The 19,157-nt window shown below is 53.7% G+C and carries 12 protein-coding genes and 1 pseudogene; 9 read left to right on the top strand and 4 right to left on the bottom strand.

The genetic code is table 11. From position 1 onward, the window contains the following. Positions 1-116 precede the first annotated feature (116 nt). Complete coding sequence (locus AA309_RS08675; protein WP_047188604.1) at positions 117-1,208, bottom strand: hypothetical protein; 1,092 nt, start codon at positions 1,206-1,208, stop codon at positions 117-119. Positions 1,209-1,709: 501 nt separating this feature from the next. Here AA309_RS08675 and AA309_RS08670 point away from each other — a divergent pair. From AA309_RS08670 to AA309_RS08640, 7 genes and pseudogenes are all read left to right on the top strand, one after another. Next, entirely contained in the window at positions 1,710-2,693 is a 984-nt protein-coding gene (locus tag AA309_RS08670) for a GDP-mannose 4,6-dehydratase (RefSeq protein ID WP_047188603.1), read from the top strand. 405 nt (positions 2,694-3,098) lie between these two features. Continuing rightward, positions 3,099-4,604, top strand: a complete 1,506-nt coding sequence (locus tag AA309_RS08665) for a lipopolysaccharide biosynthesis protein (RefSeq protein WP_047188602.1) — start codon at positions 3,099-3,101, stop codon at positions 4,602-4,604. A gap of 252 nt (positions 4,605-4,856) precedes the next feature. Continuing rightward, positions 4,857-5,810, top strand: a pseudogene (cysD, locus tag AA309_RS08660) (sulfate adenylyltransferase subunit CysD); the annotation flags it as partial. Beyond that, positions 5,810-7,744: a sulfate adenylyltransferase subunit CysN gene (gene cysN, locus AA309_RS08655; RefSeq protein ID WP_084731006.1), complete on the top strand. Its 1,935-nt coding sequence runs from the start codon at positions 5,810-5,812 to the stop codon at positions 7,742-7,744. The pseudogene cysD and the gene cysN, both read left to right, overlap by 1 nt. Positions 7,745-7,765: 21 nt before the next feature. Continuing rightward, a complete protein-coding gene (locus tag AA309_RS08650) occupies positions 7,766-9,490 on the top strand; it encodes an SLC13 family permease (RefSeq protein ID WP_047188600.1) in 1,725 nt (574 codons plus the stop codon). A gap of 17 nt (positions 9,491-9,507) precedes the next feature. Further along, positions 9,508-10,347 (top strand): 3'(2'),5'-bisphosphate nucleotidase CysQ, encoded by an 840-nt coding sequence (cysQ, locus tag AA309_RS08645; RefSeq protein WP_047188599.1) that lies wholly within the window; start codon positions 9,508-9,510, stop codon positions 10,345-10,347. Between the two features lie 229 nt (positions 10,348-10,576). Beyond that, the gene (locus AA309_RS08640) at positions 10,577-11,794 is read left to right on the top strand and encodes a polysaccharide biosynthesis/export family protein (protein ID WP_047188598.1); all 1,218 of its coding nucleotides are present in this window, start codon (positions 10,577-10,579) and stop codon (positions 11,792-11,794) included. Positions 11,795-11,859: 65 nt separating this feature from the next. On the opposite strand, the gene AA309_RS32975 is transcribed toward AA309_RS08640, so the two are convergent. Continuing rightward, entirely contained in the window at positions 11,860-12,972 is a 1,113-nt protein-coding gene (locus AA309_RS32975) for a glycosyltransferase (protein WP_084731004.1), read from the bottom strand. A 324-nt stretch (positions 12,973-13,296) separates the two neighbouring features. Between AA309_RS32975 and AA309_RS08635 the strand changes: the two genes are divergently transcribed. Next, positions 13,297-15,171, top strand: coding sequence for a nucleotide-binding protein (locus AA309_RS08635; RefSeq protein ID WP_047188597.1), 1,875 nt, complete (start codon positions 13,297-13,299; stop codon positions 15,169-15,171). A gap of 83 nt (positions 15,172-15,254) precedes the next feature. Then, positions 15,255-15,875 carry a sulfotransferase family 2 domain-containing protein gene (locus tag AA309_RS08630; RefSeq protein ID WP_047188596.1) on the top strand — a complete coding sequence of 207 codons (621 nt, stop codon included), beginning with the start codon at positions 15,255-15,257 and terminating at the stop codon, positions 15,873-15,875. Positions 15,876-16,270: 395 nt separating this feature from the next. On the opposite strand, the gene AA309_RS08625 is transcribed toward AA309_RS08630, so the two are convergent. Continuing rightward, complete coding sequence (locus AA309_RS08625) at positions 16,271-17,584, bottom strand: UDP-glucose dehydrogenase family protein (RefSeq protein WP_047188595.1); 1,314 nt, start codon at positions 17,582-17,584, stop codon at positions 16,271-16,273. Positions 17,585-17,649: 65 nt separating this feature from the next. Further along, positions 17,650-19,110, bottom strand: a complete 1,461-nt coding sequence (locus tag AA309_RS08620) for an undecaprenyl-phosphate glucose phosphotransferase (RefSeq protein WP_052954580.1) — start codon at positions 19,108-19,110, stop codon at positions 17,650-17,652. Between the last annotated feature and the right edge of the window lie 47 nt (positions 19,111-19,157).

Below are 19,157 nucleotides of genomic sequence, written 5' to 3'. Positions count from 1 at the left end.
CGGACAGGGTCTTTGATTTCATCTTGTGGGTTCCTGTCGTTTGCAGGTCTCCAGGTATGAGCTTGATCGATTCATTCCCTACTGTGCGGGCCGAAGGGTGATCGAGCTGATTTCAATCAGAGGAGAGGGGGATTGGCGATCATCGTTGCGCCACTGGCTCGATCTTTTCTGATGAGCGCCGTGCCGGGAGCTTTATCTATTTCATACCTCACCACGGAGATTGTCGCGTTCTCTCCTCCTAGCGAGAAGAGACTCACGTCTGGATTCTTTTCGAGCATTTTGATTCCATCTATGCGCAAATTGGCCGTCACTTCCTTGTTGGCATAGACGCCAATATGAGCGGCATAGCCGACGCCTCCTCTGAGATGGGCAGACCGGGTAATGTTGTTGATCAACGCGATATCACCCCAGGCACGAACGTTGATTTTGTTATCGTAGAATTCGCAATTTCGGACCGTCGTGCGCGAACTTTTGAGGTCAAGCCCCCCATCGGTATGGCCGTGACAGACCACATGCTCGATCAAGATATTGCTGTTTTCCTCTTCGGAGGATACGCCATCGCCATTCCAGTACCGGTTTTGACTGTCATGGCAGTTCGCGAACTCCGAATCTCGGATGACGATACCGTGCGCCATCTCGTTGATGCCTATTCCAACGGCGAAGTTGTCACCATCCTGACGTCCTGAATTGGCCGATACAGCCTCAAAAAGCCAGTTCCCTCCTGTGCCGCGGCAGCGGAAGCAATGTTTGGAGAAGCCGATGACGGTGACATGACTGACGACGACGTCGCTCACGTCGATATTGCTGTTCATCTCCAGAAAACGTCGGACGTTGTAGCCTCGGCAATTGCGAATAGTGAGGCCATGCATCCTGTCGGAGAGCTTGATTGCATTGCCTGCTCGGCGCAGGTCGAGATGTTCGAAGACGATATGCTGGGCTCCGGAAGCAACCAGGAACAGATCACCGCCCGGATTCCACTGAGAGGTGTCCGTGACCGTTTCAGGGGAGGTCGGAAGAGTCCAAGGCGTACGATCCGAGTGAAGGTGAGCATATCCGACGCTGCCGTCGCTGCGTACCCCGCGGATCGTGACAGGAGCCTGCTCCGTGCCGCCCCGCTCAATCCTCAGTGTCCTGCCAGTGAGATCATAGAAGTCATTCTCATCGGCTCGAATGTGAATAATGCTCCCAGGACCTCCCTGTGTGATCAACTCGGGGAGGCTCTCAATCCCGGATGCATCAGCCCAGGACCTCCCCGTTCCGGAAGCGGATGGCGCGATAAAGAATTGAGGGAGATCTCGAGCTTCCGATTGCCGGGTGGGTTGAGCCGCTCCGCGCCCACTTTGGGTCAGAAGGAGCCCACTCAAGCAGCCCGAGAGAAGCTCGCGCCTGCTGAATCTTGGAAGCTTCTTTTGGAGAGAGGATGGCATGAGTTGAACGTTCTCACCGACAGGGTAGGACACACCACATAGTTCTCGAAAGCTCGGTCTCAATCAATCGATCCGCGGCCTTTAGCCCCGAGGTGTCAACGGGCCAAATGCGCCATCCAGAAAGTATTGATCGAGAGTTTCGCTCCTGTTTGCTCCAAAATAAGGTGGCGTATATCCCCCTGGAACGTGACTCTATACTTAAGAGATATGCCGGCACATAGACAGAGATGTGCCCCGTCTGTAAGAATTCAGCAGTAATATTCCTAAAGAAAAGGGTAGTCGATGAAGATCATCGTTACAGGAACTGCCGGTTTCGTTGGCTTTCATCTTGCTGAACGCTTGCTTGAGCGCGGCGACACGGTGATCGGAATTGATGTCATCAACGACTATTACGAGGTAACCCTGAAGGAGGCCCGCCAAACACGACTTGCGGAATATGAGCGCTATCATTTCCTCCGTGCCGATGTCAGCGACATGGCACTTATGCGATCACTTTTTTCCGAGCACTCGAATGCTGACGCGGTGGTTCACCTCGCAGCACAGGCAGGGGTACGTTATTCCATCGAGAATCCTGAGGCATATGTCACGGCTAATGTCCTGGGGCAGGTCGCAATTCTTGAAGCGATGCGCAGCCTGGCTCGTCCCGTAACGCTGCTATATGCCTCCTCGTCATCCGTTTATGGGGCCAATCGCGAGACGCCTTTCTCTCCAGAGCAGGTGGTTACGAGCCCAGTCTCTCTTTACGCCGCAACCAAGCTTGCTGCCGAGCATATCGCGGAATGCTATGGTCATCTCTACGACTTGGCCTCGGTTGGGTTTCGGTTCTTTACTGTTTATGGTCCCTATGGGCGACCAGATATGGCCTACTACACTTTCGCGAAAGCCATCGCAGCCGGAAAGCCGATCACAGTGTACAACAACGGCGATATGGCCCGGGATTTCACCTATATCAGTGATGTCGTCGACGGTTTGATCGCCGCAATAGGGAGAACCCCTGAGCGCAATCAGTATGGGGTGCGTCACAAGATTTATAATCTCGGCAATCATCGTCCGACCAACCTGCTGCATTTCATCCGCATCATTGAGCGAGAGATGGGGCGCACGACGGACAAGCACTTTGCCCCGATGCAGAAGGGCGATGTTCTGCGTACATTTGCCGATATCGAGGACAGTCGCCGGGATTTGGGTTATGAACCCCGCGTGCCCATCGAGGAGGGGCTCGCTCGCTTTGTATCCTGGTTCAAGACGTATCACGGTGTGAACTAAAGTCATTGCGCCCGAATTGGCTGCAAAGAGGGTGCCATCGACCGCATCCCGCGGCGCATGTTGTTTGTTCTCACCCTGACTTCGTCGGATTGGCAGCAGCTTCATAAGAGCTGCTAACCACTAGCATTCGTGCCCACCGCAGCTGTTTATAAAGCTGGTTCTCGCCTGCTCGATCAGGCAGGTGCCTTTATCGGCCGTTCTCATGAGAGCATGCAACACCGAGAAACGGCGCTCTCGTCCTAATTTTTTCGAGCCAACAGGGATACCCCGCCCGAGGACCCTTATACCTCCAACGGGACTTCGACTTTGCCGTTCGGAATGCCGAAAATGGACCAGTAGCAAAGAATCCACCGACAGCGATGTCGGACGCTTCGGCTGCTTCTTGAAGTGGGGCAAAATCCAGCTATGTCGGTTGGCCAAATAACTCTGGGTCTAGAAACGCGATCGCTGATCGGATTCTTCTGGATTTTTTCCGGAAGCGGAGCGTTAGCTGTCGTCAGGATTCTGGTTCTCGCGGTTCTCGCACGCATCCTAATGCCTGCCGACTTCGGTATCGTTGGCGCTGCCATGGTGGTGGTAACGCTCGGTGAAGTCTTTGCCCGAGTGGGCGTAGCGCCTTCAATCGTGCAGATGCGCGATCTCACCGAAGCCCATATCCGCACCGGGTTTACGCTTTCTGTCCTGTTCGGCGTCGCGGCTGGAGCCGTTACTTGGCTACTAGCGCCACTCGTTGCATCTTTATTCCAGATGCCAGCTCTAGAACCTGTCGTTCAGGCATTGGCATTTCTCTTTCCCATTCGCTCCATCTCGATTGTTTCCGAGGGGCTTGTCCAGCGCCAGATGCGTTACAAGGCCATGGCCGCGACGGAGTTCGTCAGTTATTTGCTGGGATATGCACCTTTCGCGATCTCGGCAGCAGCTCTCGGATTCGGCTTCTGGGCGCTTGTCGTTGGCCAAGTCGCTCAAACAGCCATTCTTTCTGCGGGCTTCATGTTGCTTGGCCGGCATACTCTACGTCCGCTCATTGACGGCCCTATTGCGCGCGAAATCGCACATTTTGGGTTCGGCACGACCGTTGCACGTATTGGCAATCACATCGCCATGAACGCGGATTACTTTATCATCGGCCGCTGGCTGGGCCCGGCAGCTCTCGGCATCTATACCCGTGCATTTTATTTTGTCGCACAGCCAACAAACATGATCGGCGCTGTCGCGGACAAGGTTCTCTTTCCGGCGATGGCATCGATACAGGACAAGAATGAGCGTCTCAACCGCGCTTATGTAAGGGCCATTGGGCTCATCGCCATGGTCAGCTTTCCTGTTGCTGCCTTTCTGATCGCCTTGGCTCCCGAGATCGTACGAATCCTGCTTGGTCACAACTGGGATGCAGCCGTTCTCCCGTTTCAGATCTTGCTCCTCTCCCTGCCTTTCCGGACAGCCTATAAGCTGACAAGTACGCTTCTGCGAGCTTCTGGCTTCGTCTACACTCTTGCCCTTTGGCAATGGATCTACGCCGCGAGCGTCGTTACCGGAGCAATCGCTGGCACACCGTTCGGCATTAACGGAGTTGGCCTCGGAGTCTCAACAGCGATTGTACTGAATTTCTGGCTCGGTCTCGCTTTTGCAAGTATCGCCCGTAAGGTCCCGGTTACATTGGTTCTAAGAAGCGTCATGCGTCATTTGGCGCTTTCGACTGTCATATTGGCCTTGATGCTTAGTATCCATCATCTCGGCGTGAAATATGACTGGCCGGCAATTCTTATTGTGCTTTGCGGCAGCGCTACCGCCGCCTGTTTCATGCTGCTGCTTGCCCTCTTTGGGCGGCGGGTTCTCGGCGCTGAAGGGGAGTGGCTGTCCGAGCAATTGGACAAATCATATCGGCGGATCTTTGGACAAAAGCAACAGTCATGATGGGAGGCCATCCTGGCTGCTTGAACGCTGGGCGTTTACCTCAACAGATCATGCCCATGACATGCGATGCACGCTCGGCGGAGACATAGGACGGTAATTCATGCCTGCACAACGAAGTGCAGGACGGACGAGGAAGAAGGGAGAGGTAGGAGCGATAGTTGGTGCAAGGAGGCGGTACACATCGCAGGCTTATTTTGCGTGTAACGCCTGTGTTGTGCGCAAAGCCGAATCCTAAACCAGAAGTGAGTTCGGCATCACGCTCCTGTTTCTGCGGTTGAAACGGATAACAATCACGGAGCACATTTTATGTTGTCAGAACACCTCAAGCGACTTGAGGCCGAGTCAATCTACATAATTCGCGAAGTTGCTGCCGAGTTCCGGAATCCCGTGATGCTGTACTCGATCGGCAAGGACTCGGGCGTGATGCTCCATTTGGCGATGAAGGCATTCTATCCGAGCAAGCCGCCATTCCCGCTGCTTCACGTGGATACGACATGGAAGTTCAGGGACATGATCACGTTCCGGGACAATCTTGCGGCATCGCTCGGTTTGGAGCTCATTGTGCATGTGAATCAAGAAGGAATCGATCGTGGGATCAATCCCTTCGATTCCGGATCCTCTTTGCATACGCGGGTGATGAAAACAGAGGGTCTCAAACAGGCGCTTGATAAATACGGGTTCGACGCCGCTTTTGGAGGGGCCCGGCGCGATGAGGAGAAAAGCCGCGCAAAAGAACGAATATTCTCATTCCGCGGCGCCAATCACGGCTGGGACCCGAAGAATCAGCGACCAGAGCTTTGGCGTCTGTACAACACACGCGTTCACCAGAACGAGTCGATCAGGGTCTTTCCGTTATCGAACTGGACCGAGCTCGACATCTGGCTCTACACGCTGGCGGAAAACATCCCGATTGTCCCCCTCTATCTAGCGGCTGAACGCCCTGTCGTGCGACGCGGCGAATCCCTCATTATGGTCGATGACGAACGGATGCGCCTCAACGACGGAGAGCGGCCGGTCATGAAGAAGGTCCGCTTCCGGTCACTCGGTTGCTATCCCTTGTCCGGTGCTGTGAAGTCCGACGCAGATACGGTCGAAGCGGTTGTGCAGGAGATGATGACCACTCGGACCTCCGAGCGTCAGGGACGCCTTATAGACACGGACGAAGCTGCATCCATGGAAAGAAAGAAGCGCGAGGGTTATTTCTGATGACGAGTCTCAGGCTTTATTCCGAAGCTCTCTTCCGCGGAAACCTTCACGCAAAGGAAGAAACAATTGTCGAGCGAATGCTGGCAGATCAGAACAAGAGCTTTCTGCGATTTCTGACATGCGGCTCTGTCGACGACGGGAAGTCGACCTTGATCGGTCGTCTTCTTTTTGAGTCCCAGAGGATTTACGAGGATCAACTCGTTACTCTGGAGAGCGACTCCCGGCGCTTTGGCACGACCGGGGATGAAATCGACTATGCTCTCCTTGTGGATGGTCTTGATGATGAACGTCAACAGGGCATCACGATCGACGTCGCCTATCGCTTCTTCACGACGTCGGTGCGGGCCTTCATGGTCGCAGATACGCCTGGGCATGAGCAATACACCCGAAATATGGCGACGGGGGCCTCGAACTCGGACGTCGCGATCCTGCTGATTGACGCCCGCAAAGGTGTGCTGCCACAAACCAAACGTCATGCGGTGATCTGTTCATTGTTAGGAATACGCCACATTGTTCTGGCTGTGAACAAGATCGACCTTGTCGGGTATGACAGGGCGATATTTGATCAAATCGTGGCAGACTTCTCTTCCTTCGCAAGTCAGCTGTCTTTCGCATCAATCATGCCGATCCCGATCTCGGCACGTTATGGTGACAACGTCGTTACGCCTTCTGACAATATCTCGTGGTATCAAGGAGTTACGCTGCTTCGCTATCTGGAGACGATTGATATCAAGTCGCACCATGAGGCCGCTCCTTTCCGGATGGCCGTCCAGTGGGTCAATCGGCCCAACCTGGACTTCCGGGGCTATAGCGGCACAGTAGCGTCGGGAGCCGTAACGGTTGGAGACAAAATAGCGGTCGCTGAGTCCGGGAGGGCGAGCACCGTCAAAAGCCTTGTGACTTTCGACGGAAATCTCGATCAGGCCAGAGCCGGCGAAGCTGTAACCATAACGCTGACCGATGAGGTCGACATTGCACGCGGTGATGTCCTATGCCCGCCTGACGATCGTCCTTCAGTAGCAGACCAGTTCAGCGCTCACCTTCTCTGGATGTCCGAGGATGCGTTGTTGCCTGGCCGCCAGTATCTGCTTCGCGTTGGAATGCGTCTTGTTCCCGCAACGATTACCTCGATCAAGCATAAACTCGATATTGAGAGATTCGAGCATCTGGCGGCAACTCAGTTGTCGATGAACGAGATCGCCGTCTGCAATCTCTCGACAGCGAGTCCAATCGCATTTGATGCCTACAAAGATAACCCTGAGACTGGTGGCTTCATTCTCATCGATCGCTTCACGAATGCCACAGTTGCTGTTGGCATGATCGACTTTGCTCTCCGCCGAGCAACAAATATCCACCAGCAGCATACGACCGTCGATCAGGAAGCGCGTGCCCGGATCAAGAGTCAGAAACCATGCGTCTTGTGGTTCACTGGATTGTCTGGTTCGGGAAAGTCGAGCATTTCAGACGTCGTCGAGAAACGACTTCATGCCAGGGGATATCACACCTATGGCCTGGACGGCGATAATGTTCGCCATGGACTCAACCGAGATCTCGGATTCACAGATGCCGACCGCGTAGAGAATGTCAGGCGGATTGGTGAAGTCTCCAGGCTATTCGTTGACGCTGGCCTTATCGTTCTGTGTTCCTTCATATCTCCGTTCGAAGCTGAGCGGCGAATGATCCGTGAACGCATGAAGGAGGATGAGTTCATCGAGATCTTCGTGGATACGCCCATCGAGGAATGCATGCGGCGCGATCCCAAAGGTCTTTATGCCAAGGCTCAGAGAGGAGAAATCAAGAATTTTACTGGTTTTGACTCGCCCTACGAGACTCCGAGCGCTCCGGAGCTTCACTTGCGCACAACCGGGAAGTCAGCAGAAGAACTCGCAGATGAAGTCCTGGGCTACCTACGCATGAAATCCATCGCGATCTGATTTCGCTCAAGGGTTTCGCTCATGAACTGGATCGACATCGCTCTGGTGGGCTTTCTGGTCGTTTGCTTGGCAAGCTCGCGATTGTCGCCAATGTATGGGTTTTTGATCTTCATCACGGCAGTCGCTCTTCTCGAGCGGCTACCGTTCGATACTGTTCTAGGCTTGTTGGCAGATCCTTCGCTTATTGCGGTCATCTGCCTCGTTCTGTTCTCAAATGTCCTGTCGCGGATCGGCTGGATCCGGAGGCTTCTGTTCTCTCATCGGACGAAAGCGGGCGTTCGAACAACATTGGGGCGATTTCTTGGCGTCACGAGCTTAGTTTCTTCGGTCGTCCCCAACACGGCCGTAGTTGGAGCCTTCATGGGTAGTGCGGCAAACCACCCGCGTCATGCACCGCACACCCTTCTGATGCCGCTATCGTATGGGGCTCTTGCGGCCGGCATGCTGACGCCTTTCGGCACCTCGGCAAACCTCATCGTGGTCGGGCAGGCGGCCCGCGAAGGCATTTCTCTCGGCGTCGACAGCTTTTTCCTTCCGGGTCTTGCATCCGTCATCCTTGTCGTTGCTGTCCTCGTCGTCGCGGCTCCCGTTCTGCTCCGCAAAGGTGCCCAGCGTCTGGCAGGAGAGCAGGAGTTCTTCCACGTAGAGGCACGCGTCCCGCCGGGGTCACAGCTCATAGGGCGGAGCGTCATCGAGAACCACTTGCGCAATCTCGGGCGATTTTTCCTTGCAGAGGTCATGCGCGGAGACCGTGTTCTCTCCCCAGTAGAGCCTACGGAGGTTCTGCTAGAGGGTGACATCCTGGTATTCGTTGGAGACGTAAGATACATAGTCGAGCTCGAATCGATCGACGGCTTGGAAATGATGCCGAAGGCCGCCGGCCGGCCGCATGAGAATATCCTTCATGCTATCGTTGCTGCGCATTCCAGCCTCATAGGACAAACCCTCAAGGAAGCGCAGTTCCGCTCTCGCTTTGACGCGTCAGTCTTTGCCATTCGAAGAGGGAACGCCAGACTGTCTGGGAAACTCGGGGATATCCGTTTAGAAGCTGGCGACTTGCTCGTCCTTGCAGCTGGCTACGACTTCGCGGCTCGCGATGATATTCGGGGGCAGCTACATGTCGTCGAGACGTCCTATGCAGGTCCCACCAATCTTCCCCCCAAAAGTGCGGCTCTGGTCTCGGCTGGATTCGGTGTATTCCTAATTTTGGCGTTCACAGAGGCTGTGCCATTCGCACTTGCGACACTACTTCTTTTGTTCTTCGCATTAGCGGGAAAATGGCTCAGTGAGCGTGATGTGAAGCGGACGTTCCCATTCGAACTTGTCGTCATGCTTTGGGGATCCCTGGTTCTCGGGACCTTGATTGCACATTCGGGGCTTGGGACGACAGCGGCCAAACTACTTTTGGACACTGCACCCGGAGCAGGTCCCGTGGCAGCCATCGTCATGGTCTTCGCTCTTACTTGGGTTCTGACCGAAATCCTGTCCAACGTGAGTGCTGCACTCGCAGCGTTACCTGTGGCTCTTGAGATCGCGCGGCTTATTGGGGCTCCTCCGGATGCTTTTGCACTCACTGTGGCATTCGGTGCGAGTGCGAGCTTTCTCGTGCCGTTCGGATATCAAACGCATCTGATGGTTATGACGGCCGGAGGATATACGTTCGCAGATTTTCTGCGGGTGGGCTCGCTTACATTGCTTGCTTACACGATTGGAAGCCTAACCATGATCACATTCCTCTACTTCTAAAATGAAAGCCCAAAGTCATGATCTCTGAGAATCCTGTCCATGATGCAATGATTGCTGCCGCATTAGCAGCAGGCAAGGCAATCCTGTCACACTATAGCCAGGAGGCGACAGAGGCACGCTTAAAGGTCGATTCGTCCCCTGTTACAGCTGCTGATGAAGCAGCAGAGGCTGAAATCATCAAAATTCTTTCGACACACGTGCCTTCCATCCCGATCATATCGGAAGAGCAGGCCTCTGCTGGTACGATCCCTCCAGAATCCGAGAGGTTTTTTCTCGTCGACCCGCTTGATGGGACAAAAGAGTTTATCAGCCGAAACGGAGAGTTCACTGTTAATATTGCTCTTGTTAACGGCGTTGAAGCTGTTGCGGGTGTTGTCTATGCACCTGCACTCTCACGCATCTTCTTCGGTGCTATTGGCAAAGGCGCTTGGGAGGCGAATGTCACCCAAGATAAGGACCTGATCTGGCGGAGCATCCAAGCCCGTGAGATTCCTGATGAAGGTCTTGTCGCGGTGGCGAGCCGATCTCACGCTGGAGCGGAGACTGACGCTTATCTCAAATTGTTCAACGTTCTGAACCGCGTTTCTGCGGGCTCCTCCCTGAAGTTTTGTCTTATTGCTGCGGGGGAAGCAGATATCTATCCGCGCTTAGGGCGTACCATGGAGTGGGATACGGCAGCCGGGCATGCTCTTCTCAGTGCGGCTGGAGGATGCGTACGGACCCTCGACGGGATAGACCTGACCTATGGAAAGCGAAACCAGGTCAGCGACTCTGCTTTCGCCAATCCTCATTTTATCGCCTTTGCCTCATCGGATCTCGTTTCATTCAAGCACAAAACCGCATCGGCAGTCGCTTGAAGTGGAGGTTGCGCTCGAGATTTTATATAGGGCCAGATCTGTGCGGGGGACGGGCTGCGGAACGACTCTTCTTTATAAGTATGACAGAGATTGATCAAACGGGGTAATCCAGATTTTGCGAATGAAAGCAACATGTTGGCTCGCATGCGATCCGCCTGGACTGGTGGACTGCCACTTCTCTGTCCTGTAGCGTAACGAATACGCGAATTCATGGGATTGAAGGCAAGCAATGATGAAAGCTCGAACTCTGCTCGTGGTGGGCGTTCCGTTATTTTTATTCTCACCTGCTGCGAAAGCTGAGTATCGCCTCGACAGTGGTGATAAAGTTGAAGTTATCATCGCAGGGATGAAGGATTTTCGCTTTCAGGCTCCCGTTGATCTGAATGGCGAAGTGGCGTTGCCGGTTTTCGGCAGCATCAAGGCCCGGGGGCTGACACTCCAAGAGTTGCGGGCGCAAATCGAAGCTACTCTTCCGAACAAGGTTCTTTTCCGCAGAGCCGAAGATGGGCGGAAGTCCGCTGTCAACTTTAATCCTGAGGAGCTTCTGGTCACCGTTGCCGAGTACCGTCCGGTTTATGTCAGCGGTGATGTTCTTAAGTCTGGTTCGGTTCCGTTTCGGCCGGGCATGACGGTCCGCCAAGCACTTGCCTTGGCCGGAGGATCAATGTCGGCGTCAAGCGCTGGTGCGACGCCTATGGATCTCGTGCGTCTTCAAAGTGAACGTGAGACCCTGACACTGGAATACTCGAAAGAACTCGCGCGAGTATGGCGCCTTGAATCCGAGCTTAAGGGCGCGAATCCCGTCCCGTCTCCGGCCTTACTGGTGGAGAAGGATGTCGCAGATCGTATTCTCAAGCTGGAAATCGAGCAGAAGCAGGCTCGTCAGGCAGCCCTTGAGAGTGACAAGGCGCACCTACGAGACTCGATTGCCAAGATGGACTTGAGGATTGCCTCCCTGAAGGAGCAGAGTGAGAAGGAGGGGAAGGTCAACGAGGATGATCAGCAGGATCTAGCAAGTCTGAGTGCTTCACTCGAAAAGGGAAATACCTCGATCTTCCGCGTCTCTGAAGCGAGGCGTGCGGCCCTGACTTCAGCAACCCGTATGCTGCAGACCAATGTCCTCTTGGCCGACGCACGGAAAGATCGTGACGATATAAGCCGGAGACTTGAGAAGGCGGACGAAGATCGGAGGGTTGAAATTCTTCGTGATCTGCAAACGGCAAATGCCAGCCTTGTGACAGCTGCTTTACGACTTAGAGCAATTGGGCTTTCCGTTCCGCTGCCAACAGGTGGATCGTCCGTCGGATCAACACCCTCGATATTAGTCTACCGTAAGTCAGCTGACCGGGAAGAGCAGCTGATCGGGCGCTTAGATATGGAACTGATGCCCGGTGATGTGGTAACAGCCGGCGCCGCACAGGGTGCTGTGGCAGGAGTTACACAGTAGTTCCGGTCCTCGAAACCGGATCTGTCGATCGTCAGATCCAACTATTGAGGAGCCCGCTCCATAAACTAGGCCGTGGCCGCTCCTTCTAAAAGAGCAAGGTAGCGGCCAGCGGCATGATCCATGGTCAGGGGGGTGGCTATCGCGTCAAGCGCTTCGCGTGAAGGGGGAGAGCTGAGTTGCTCACTGATTGTGGTAGCTAGTTTGACAGCATCTCCCACTGGCACAAGAGTTTCAGGGAGTGATCTGCCGAGGATTTCCCGAGGGCCATTCCCGTCACAATCTGTGCTGACGACAGGAATGCCGCAAGCAAGGGCTTCCAACAAAGCGTTCGGGAATCCTTCCCGGTCAGAGCTCAACACGTAGACCGAAGATCTGACAAGATAGTCGAGTCGGTTCATCACAAAACCTTGGAAACAGATATCATTCTGTACCCCTGCAGATTCTGCTCGTGAAACAAGCTCAGGAAGCAGGGGACCATCTCCAAGGATGATGAGACGAGCGTTACGGCTTGCACGCAGAATGGTGAACGCATCAATGAGGGTGCGATACCCTTTTTGCGGTACGAGACGTCCCATTGCGACTATGACTGGGATGTCTTCCCCTAACCAAGGATGCGGATTAGGAGATGCCATTGCGGCTGTGATCTCGCCGTGATCAGGAGTCGGATTGTATATGACGCTGATCTTTCCTCGATTGACTCCTGAAATTTGGGAGAGATCATCCGCTACGCCGGATGACACTGCCGTAATCGCATCGGCTTTTGTATAAAGCGCGCGGACACCAAGCCGGATAGCCAGCTGCTTGTGCAATGGCCATCGCTTCAGGTTGCTGGATAGGTTGTTTCTCTCGCTGATGACGAGGCGCGTGGAAACTCTTGCCCCGGCACGAGCAGTCAGCGCCGTAAGATTATTGACCGTCAGTGCGCACAAGAGTGCCGTGGGACGCTCCTTTTCTAGATATCTCTTCAGAGAGATACATGTTTCCCGAGCTTTGTTCTTTCCAAAGTCGACCAGATCAACGTTGCTGGCTACGATTGTCCGAAGCGGTCCAGTGGCTGTGTTGACGCATAAACGCGTTCTGAGGCCTGCATTTGCATAATAATTTGCGAGGCGTACGAAAACTCGCTCGGCCCCGCCACCATCAAGTGAGGGAAGATAGATATGTACTTGCTGCGACATTTCAGTTCTGACTGATCTATAAACCTGGCTACTTTGGATATTAGTCCAAATTCAACTTCAGTCTTGGAGCAGAAGGATAGCAGAATAGCTCATGGGTAGAGTCATCAATCCTAAGGACCGCTTCTTTACAAGCCGGCTGAAATTAGCCCGTCAGAGAAATAGAATCCGTCACAACGGAAGCCCAGGCTTTGAGAGTACCTCTCTTGGGAATGATGCCTCGTGGTAGGACTAAGCTATAAAGCTCCAGTGCTGAAGATATGGTCAGTGCTCCTTGCTGGAATTTGGATGTGAAGGAGCGGCCTTGGTCAACAGGGATATTCCAATATGAATCTTGCTCGCAACTACAGTATCAAGGCTGACTATATCAGCACTAAGACCGAAGCAGAGCGTCAGGACCTCGTTGATTTCGGCTTCATACTTGGGGCAATGAAGCGCCAGTGGCTGCTTATCGCCTTAGCATGGTTCTTGTTCGCGGCTTTGGGTGTCGCTTATATCGTGATCACGCCAGCTACGTTCTATGCCTCATCCAGCGTGATTATCGATGCAAAACGAATCGATCCCTTCCGCGAGGATTCGGGGACGGCATCCGGCGCCATAGATCCTGGCTTCATAGAAAGCCAAGTGGCTACGATAAACTCGATTGCCGTTGTAGAGGATGTCGTAAGACGCCTCGGATTGCAGGACGATCCTGAGTTCGGTAGCGGCGATGATCCGACCTTTAATCCTATCTCACATGTACGAGCCGCCTTGAAAACGGCCTTGCAATCTGCCGGCTGGCTTCCTCCTCAGCCACCGAACAGCAATGACCCCATCCGGATCGCAGTCGAGAAGGTCAAAGACAATCTGGACGTTCACCGTGGCGGCCTCAGTTATGTGATTGCGATTGGTTTCTCTTCTCTCGATCCTGAAAAGGCTGCATTGATTGCGAACGCCTTCTCTGAGCGATACATCGAGTATCAAGTGGCATCACGACTTGTCGGTGCGGGACGAACTAAAGATTGGCTTGAGGAGCGGATTGAGGAACTGCGCTCGCGTGCTGCCGTTGCTGACAGAGCTGTTGCGCAGTTTCAACCAGACGGTGGATCCGAGGCTCAGGTCCGTTTGCGTGAGCTCGAGAGCAACGCCCAGTCTTACCGGACGCTGTATAACAATTTCCTTGATCGCTATGCGCGTGTCGTTCAGGAGCAGTCGTTCTCTGGATCGGAAGCGCGCATCCTTACACGGGCTGTTCCGCCAACTCAGAGGGATGCTCCCATCATCAGCATTGTCATGCTGATGGCATCCTCTGCCGGATTAGCTCTGGGAACTGCAGGCGCCTTTCTGCGGGAGATAAGTGACCGGAAGGTCAAGACTACGAGGCAAGTTGAGAGCCTGGCTAACTGCGACTTTCTGGGCTTCTTGCCTCGCTTCGACGTCGGCAGTTTGGACTATGCGGCAACGCGATCTGTCACGTCCAAACTCGACGGCTCTTCAGTTGCTCATCACTACCAGCCTCTTCTGAGCGCAGTAATCCATCAGCCGTACACACGGTTCACGGAAACGATCAGAAACATTGTAGTGACGTGTAATGAGATAGGGCGTGCCTCGCGCTGCAAGGTGATTGGCGTTACATCCTGTATTCCTCACGAGGGGAAAAGCTCCGTCGCGGTCAATCTTGGCCATATGTTTTCTCGAACCGGACGCCGTACTCTCCTGATCGACCTCGACTTCCGCTTTCCATATCTAACCAGTGCGCTTGTCGACAATCCGAGCCGCGGAATCCTGGACCTTCTCGAGAGCGGCGGAAGTCTCGACGACAAGCTCTGGATCGACGCAGAAAGCGGTCTTCACGTTCTTCCCGGCGTATCTGGTGAGCCGGAAGCTGCTGCCCATGAGATGCTTGGATCCCGGCGAATGAAGCAACTGATGGACGATCTTAGTGCGCACTATGACGTAATCGTTCTGGATATGTCGCCAATAGCTCCGAGCGTAGACGTGAGAGCGGCCGCGCATTTGCTTGACGGAGTTGTACTGGTCGTTGGATGGAACATGCTAACAGCTGACGTGCTGCGCAGAACGATCGAGACCTCTGGAGAGATCAAATCGAAGATCATCGGCGCTGTGCTTAACAAGGTCGATGAAAAGAGGGTTCGCAGCTACGACAGTAGCTACGATGAGAGCTACTGGGTAGGGTACTATGGTCCCAACCTTAAGAAGTAACGCTGATCTTTACCGTTACTGATATTTCTTCAACCAACTCTCATCATCCCGGAATTGTGTGAGAGTTAAGCTACGAGGTCGAGATGCCGATTCTGCGAGCTGGCTCTAAGGTTCTGCTATTCGTACATATCCCCAAGACTGGTGGAACCTCCGTTGAGAAGTGGTTGCGATCGATAGGGCCCTTGTCTCTCTATGCGCCTAAGCGCAGTGATTTTGTTCCGTGTGTCCCGCAGCATTTTGATACACACGTTTATGCTTATCTCTTCGACGGGAGTTTCTTCGACTACTCATTTGCTGTCGTGCGCAACCCTTATGAGCGCATCATGAGTGAATACAAGTATAGAATAGGGTCCAAAAAGCAGACATTGTTCACTCCTTCTTTCCGGAGATGGGTGCGCCGCTGCTTTGCCGAGTATGAAAAGAACAGCTACCTGCTTAGCAATCATATCCGCCCACAGACTGATTTCCTAACCCCAGATGTTGAGATCTTCAAGTTGGAAGATGGTTTCACACCGGTAGAGCAGCGTCTGCAAGATGTCCTGGGCGTCTCCCTGGTTGAGAAGATCCCCCACACTAACAAGTCCGGCGATAGGCCGATAGAAATCGATTCTGAAACTATGGACTTGATCTATAATTTCTATCGCAAAGACTTTGACGCTTTTGGCTATCCCCGCAACCACTTAACGCTCGAGCAAGTTGCCTAAGCACGTTTTGGAGATGGCTTCGTGTTGCGGCTGCGATACGACTTCTATAGAGTGCGGTCAGACGGGGGAGACATCTTTATCGCCTCTCGAATTTGAAAAGGGGACTATTTCTGGTGTTTAAATGAAATAGCAGAAGATCCCCATCATCGACATAGCATACGGCAATGTCTCGTAGAACGAGCTGCTTTGAATGGGGAGCTGACCACCAGCATGACCTCGGCCAGGGGCTGTGGCCTAAACGGAGATCGAGTTACCTCTAAGAATGCCTGGTCGTTGCCACTCCATTGCATCTGATCCGACATCGCTCTTGGCGCTTAGGAATGGCAATTTCTGAGAGACGTGCGTTTGACCTCACTCAGAAATTGCAAGAACGCCTTGTATGTTGGCTTGTCTACTCACGTGACCTCGGCACGACCAATGCTTCGATATGTGAAACCATACTCAGCCATCTCGTCCGGATGATAAATGTTTCGTAGATCTACAACAATCCCAGAGGGAATGATGTTTTTGAGCCGTCTCATGTCGAGTGCTCTGAAAGCATCCCATTCGGTGACGATGACGAGCGCGGCAGCGCCTTCCGCACAGGAATAAGGGTCGTCAGCATATTCAACATTGCCCATTACGAGCTGAGCCTGCTCGATTCCTTCAGGGTCGTAAGCACGAACCCGAGCTCCTGCATCCTGCAGAGCTGTGATAATAGCGATCGACGGTGCCTCACGCATATCATCGGTATTTGGTTTGAACGTAAGACCAAGGATGGCGATTGTCTTGCCTCGTACGGAACCGCCGCATGCAGCGATGATCTTTCGTGCCATGGCACGCTTCCTTTGATCATTTGATGCGACGACTGTCTCAATGATGCGGAGTGGGGCGCCGTAGTCTTGGGCAGTCTTCATCAAAGCGAGAGTGTCCTTGGGAAAACACGAGCCGCCATAGCCGGGGCCTGCATGCAGAAACTTCGAGCCAATACGGTTATCGAGACCTATACCGCGCGACACATCCTGAACGTTTGCTTCCACCTGCTCACAAAGGTCCGCTATCTCGTTGATGAACGCGATTTTCGTAGCAAGGAAAGCATTGGCGGCGTACTTGGTCAGCTCCGCCGTGCGCCGCGACATGAAAACAAGCGGTGATCGGTTAAGATAAAGCGGGCGATAGATCTCTTGCATCATCTTCTTGGCCCGTTCGTCATCAGTGCCGACGACGATCCGATCCGGACGTTTGAAGTCGTTAATTGCCGCTCCCTCACGCAGGAATTCTGGATTTGAAACGACGGCGAAATCCGCTTTCGGGTTGATCTCTCGGATGATACGCTCTACTTCATCGCCAGTGCCGACGGGAACTGTCGATTTAGTCACCACAACTGTGTAACCAGATATCGCTGCTCCGATTTCCCGGGCTGCCTGATGAACATAGGAAAGATCCGCGTGGCCATCACCTCTGCGGGATGGGGTGCCTACTCCGATGAATACAGCGTCAGCAGCTGCAACGGTTTCTGCCAGTCCTGTTCTGAACGTCAAACGCTGCTCACGCACATTGCGTGCGATGAGATCATCCAGTCCGGGTTCGTAGATCGGTATCTTGCCATCAAGTAGAGCTCGAACCTTGCTCTTATCCTTATCGATGCAGACGACTTCATGGCCGAAGTCAGAAAGGCACGCCCCCGATACGAGCCCCACATAGCCTGCACCAATCATTGCAATACGCATACAACAATCCTTTCATCTGAGGACACAGCTAGCTGTTAGCTGGGAGGTGGTGCCTTTACCCGCGGCTAGTATGCCCGCTTGTCTGACAGGACGCAGAACACGGTTCGAAGAATAATTCTGAGATCGAGCAGGATGGACCAATTATCGATGTACCACAGGTCCTTTGTCACGCGAGCTTCCATGTCCGACACTTCTGGAGTTTCTCCCCGAAGGCCATTCACCTGAGCCCAGCCTGTCAACCCAGGTTTCACATGATGACGGGATGCATAGCTGGCGATTAATTGGCTATAGAAATCGTCGTGAGCGAGGGCATGAGGACGCGGTCCTACCAGGGACATTTCTCCTCGTACGACATTCCACAGCTGTGGCAATTCGTCGATACTGGTTTTGCGTATGAAGGCGCCTACGCGAGTGATCCTTAAGTCGCCACGGCGAGCCTGTTGGACTGTGTCCCCGTTTTCGCAAACCGTCATGCTGCGAAACTTGAGAATTTTGAATTGCCGGCCGCTAAAGCCACGGCGGTTTTGCTTGAAAATGACGGGACCGGTGCTGTCGAGTTTAATCAACACAGCCACAGCGGCCATGAGTGGTGAGAGTAGGAGAAGGGCCGTAGACGCCGCTGCCACGTCTAGAACACGCTTCAGAGCCCGGTCAATCAGGCTGAGGGGAGTGCGCTGGACCTGATAGCCAGCGCCCCACGCCGTTTCGATGCAGGCGCCGCGCAGGATCTCGTCGATGTGGCGGTCGGGGAAGAGATAGACCTGTACAGGCACTTTACTCAGCGCAGATCGGATGAGCCTGTATTTATTGTTGTCGGACCAGGGAATGAAGAGATAGATAGCCTCGCAGTTCTCGTGCGCGAGGATCGAGCGACATCGATCAACTACATCCTTGACGTTCGACAAGATATCATTTTCGTCGCCGCTTCCATCAAACGGCAGTTGGGCACGGATATCTATGCCGCTTCGTTTAAGACTGGTGACGATCTGAGATACGTCGCTGTGAGTCTCTTCTACCATGAGGATGGCGCGGCGCGTTGCAAGAGCAGAGCGCGATACCTGATGCTTGAAGTAGGCCAGAGCCGCGGAACGTGTGGGCAGTGCCAGCAGGAATCCAATGATAAATGCAGATGTGACCGTTCCTCGCGAAGCGGCTTGGGTCGTCTGCGTCAGAAAGGCTATCCAGCCGATCACAAAGAAAGCAAAGGCCCAAGGTAAGACAAACTTTAGTGCATACCTCGAGCGATAAACTCCCTGTAGGGCCGAGTACCCCCGGGTAACGAATATTCCCGGCACGGTGATCAATCCCGCAATCGCGCCTAGGAGCGCTGCATCTTCTGGCAGACTGGTGCCTTTCGTGAAGACCCGATGAAAAGCGAGGTCTCCAAGAACGAACGATAGGAGGGAGAGACTGAAGTCCAATGCGGCCATGAGGGCCGTGGCGAAATAAATGGGGATGTAAAAGGGAGTCGATGCTGACGCTAGAATCCGAGGACCCGTAGTTGATGCATCGGCGGATGAAGTCATCGATCACACCCCTGGTTAGCCATGAGATTATGGGCTAGCTGTCACTG

Source organism: Microvirga vignae (assembly GCF_001017175.1).
Lineage (GTDB): Bacteria > Pseudomonadota > Alphaproteobacteria > Rhizobiales > Beijerinckiaceae > Microvirga > Microvirga vignae.
The sequence above is the reverse complement of the archived record's forward strand: the minus strand, read 5'-3'. Positions and strand labels throughout refer to the sequence as shown.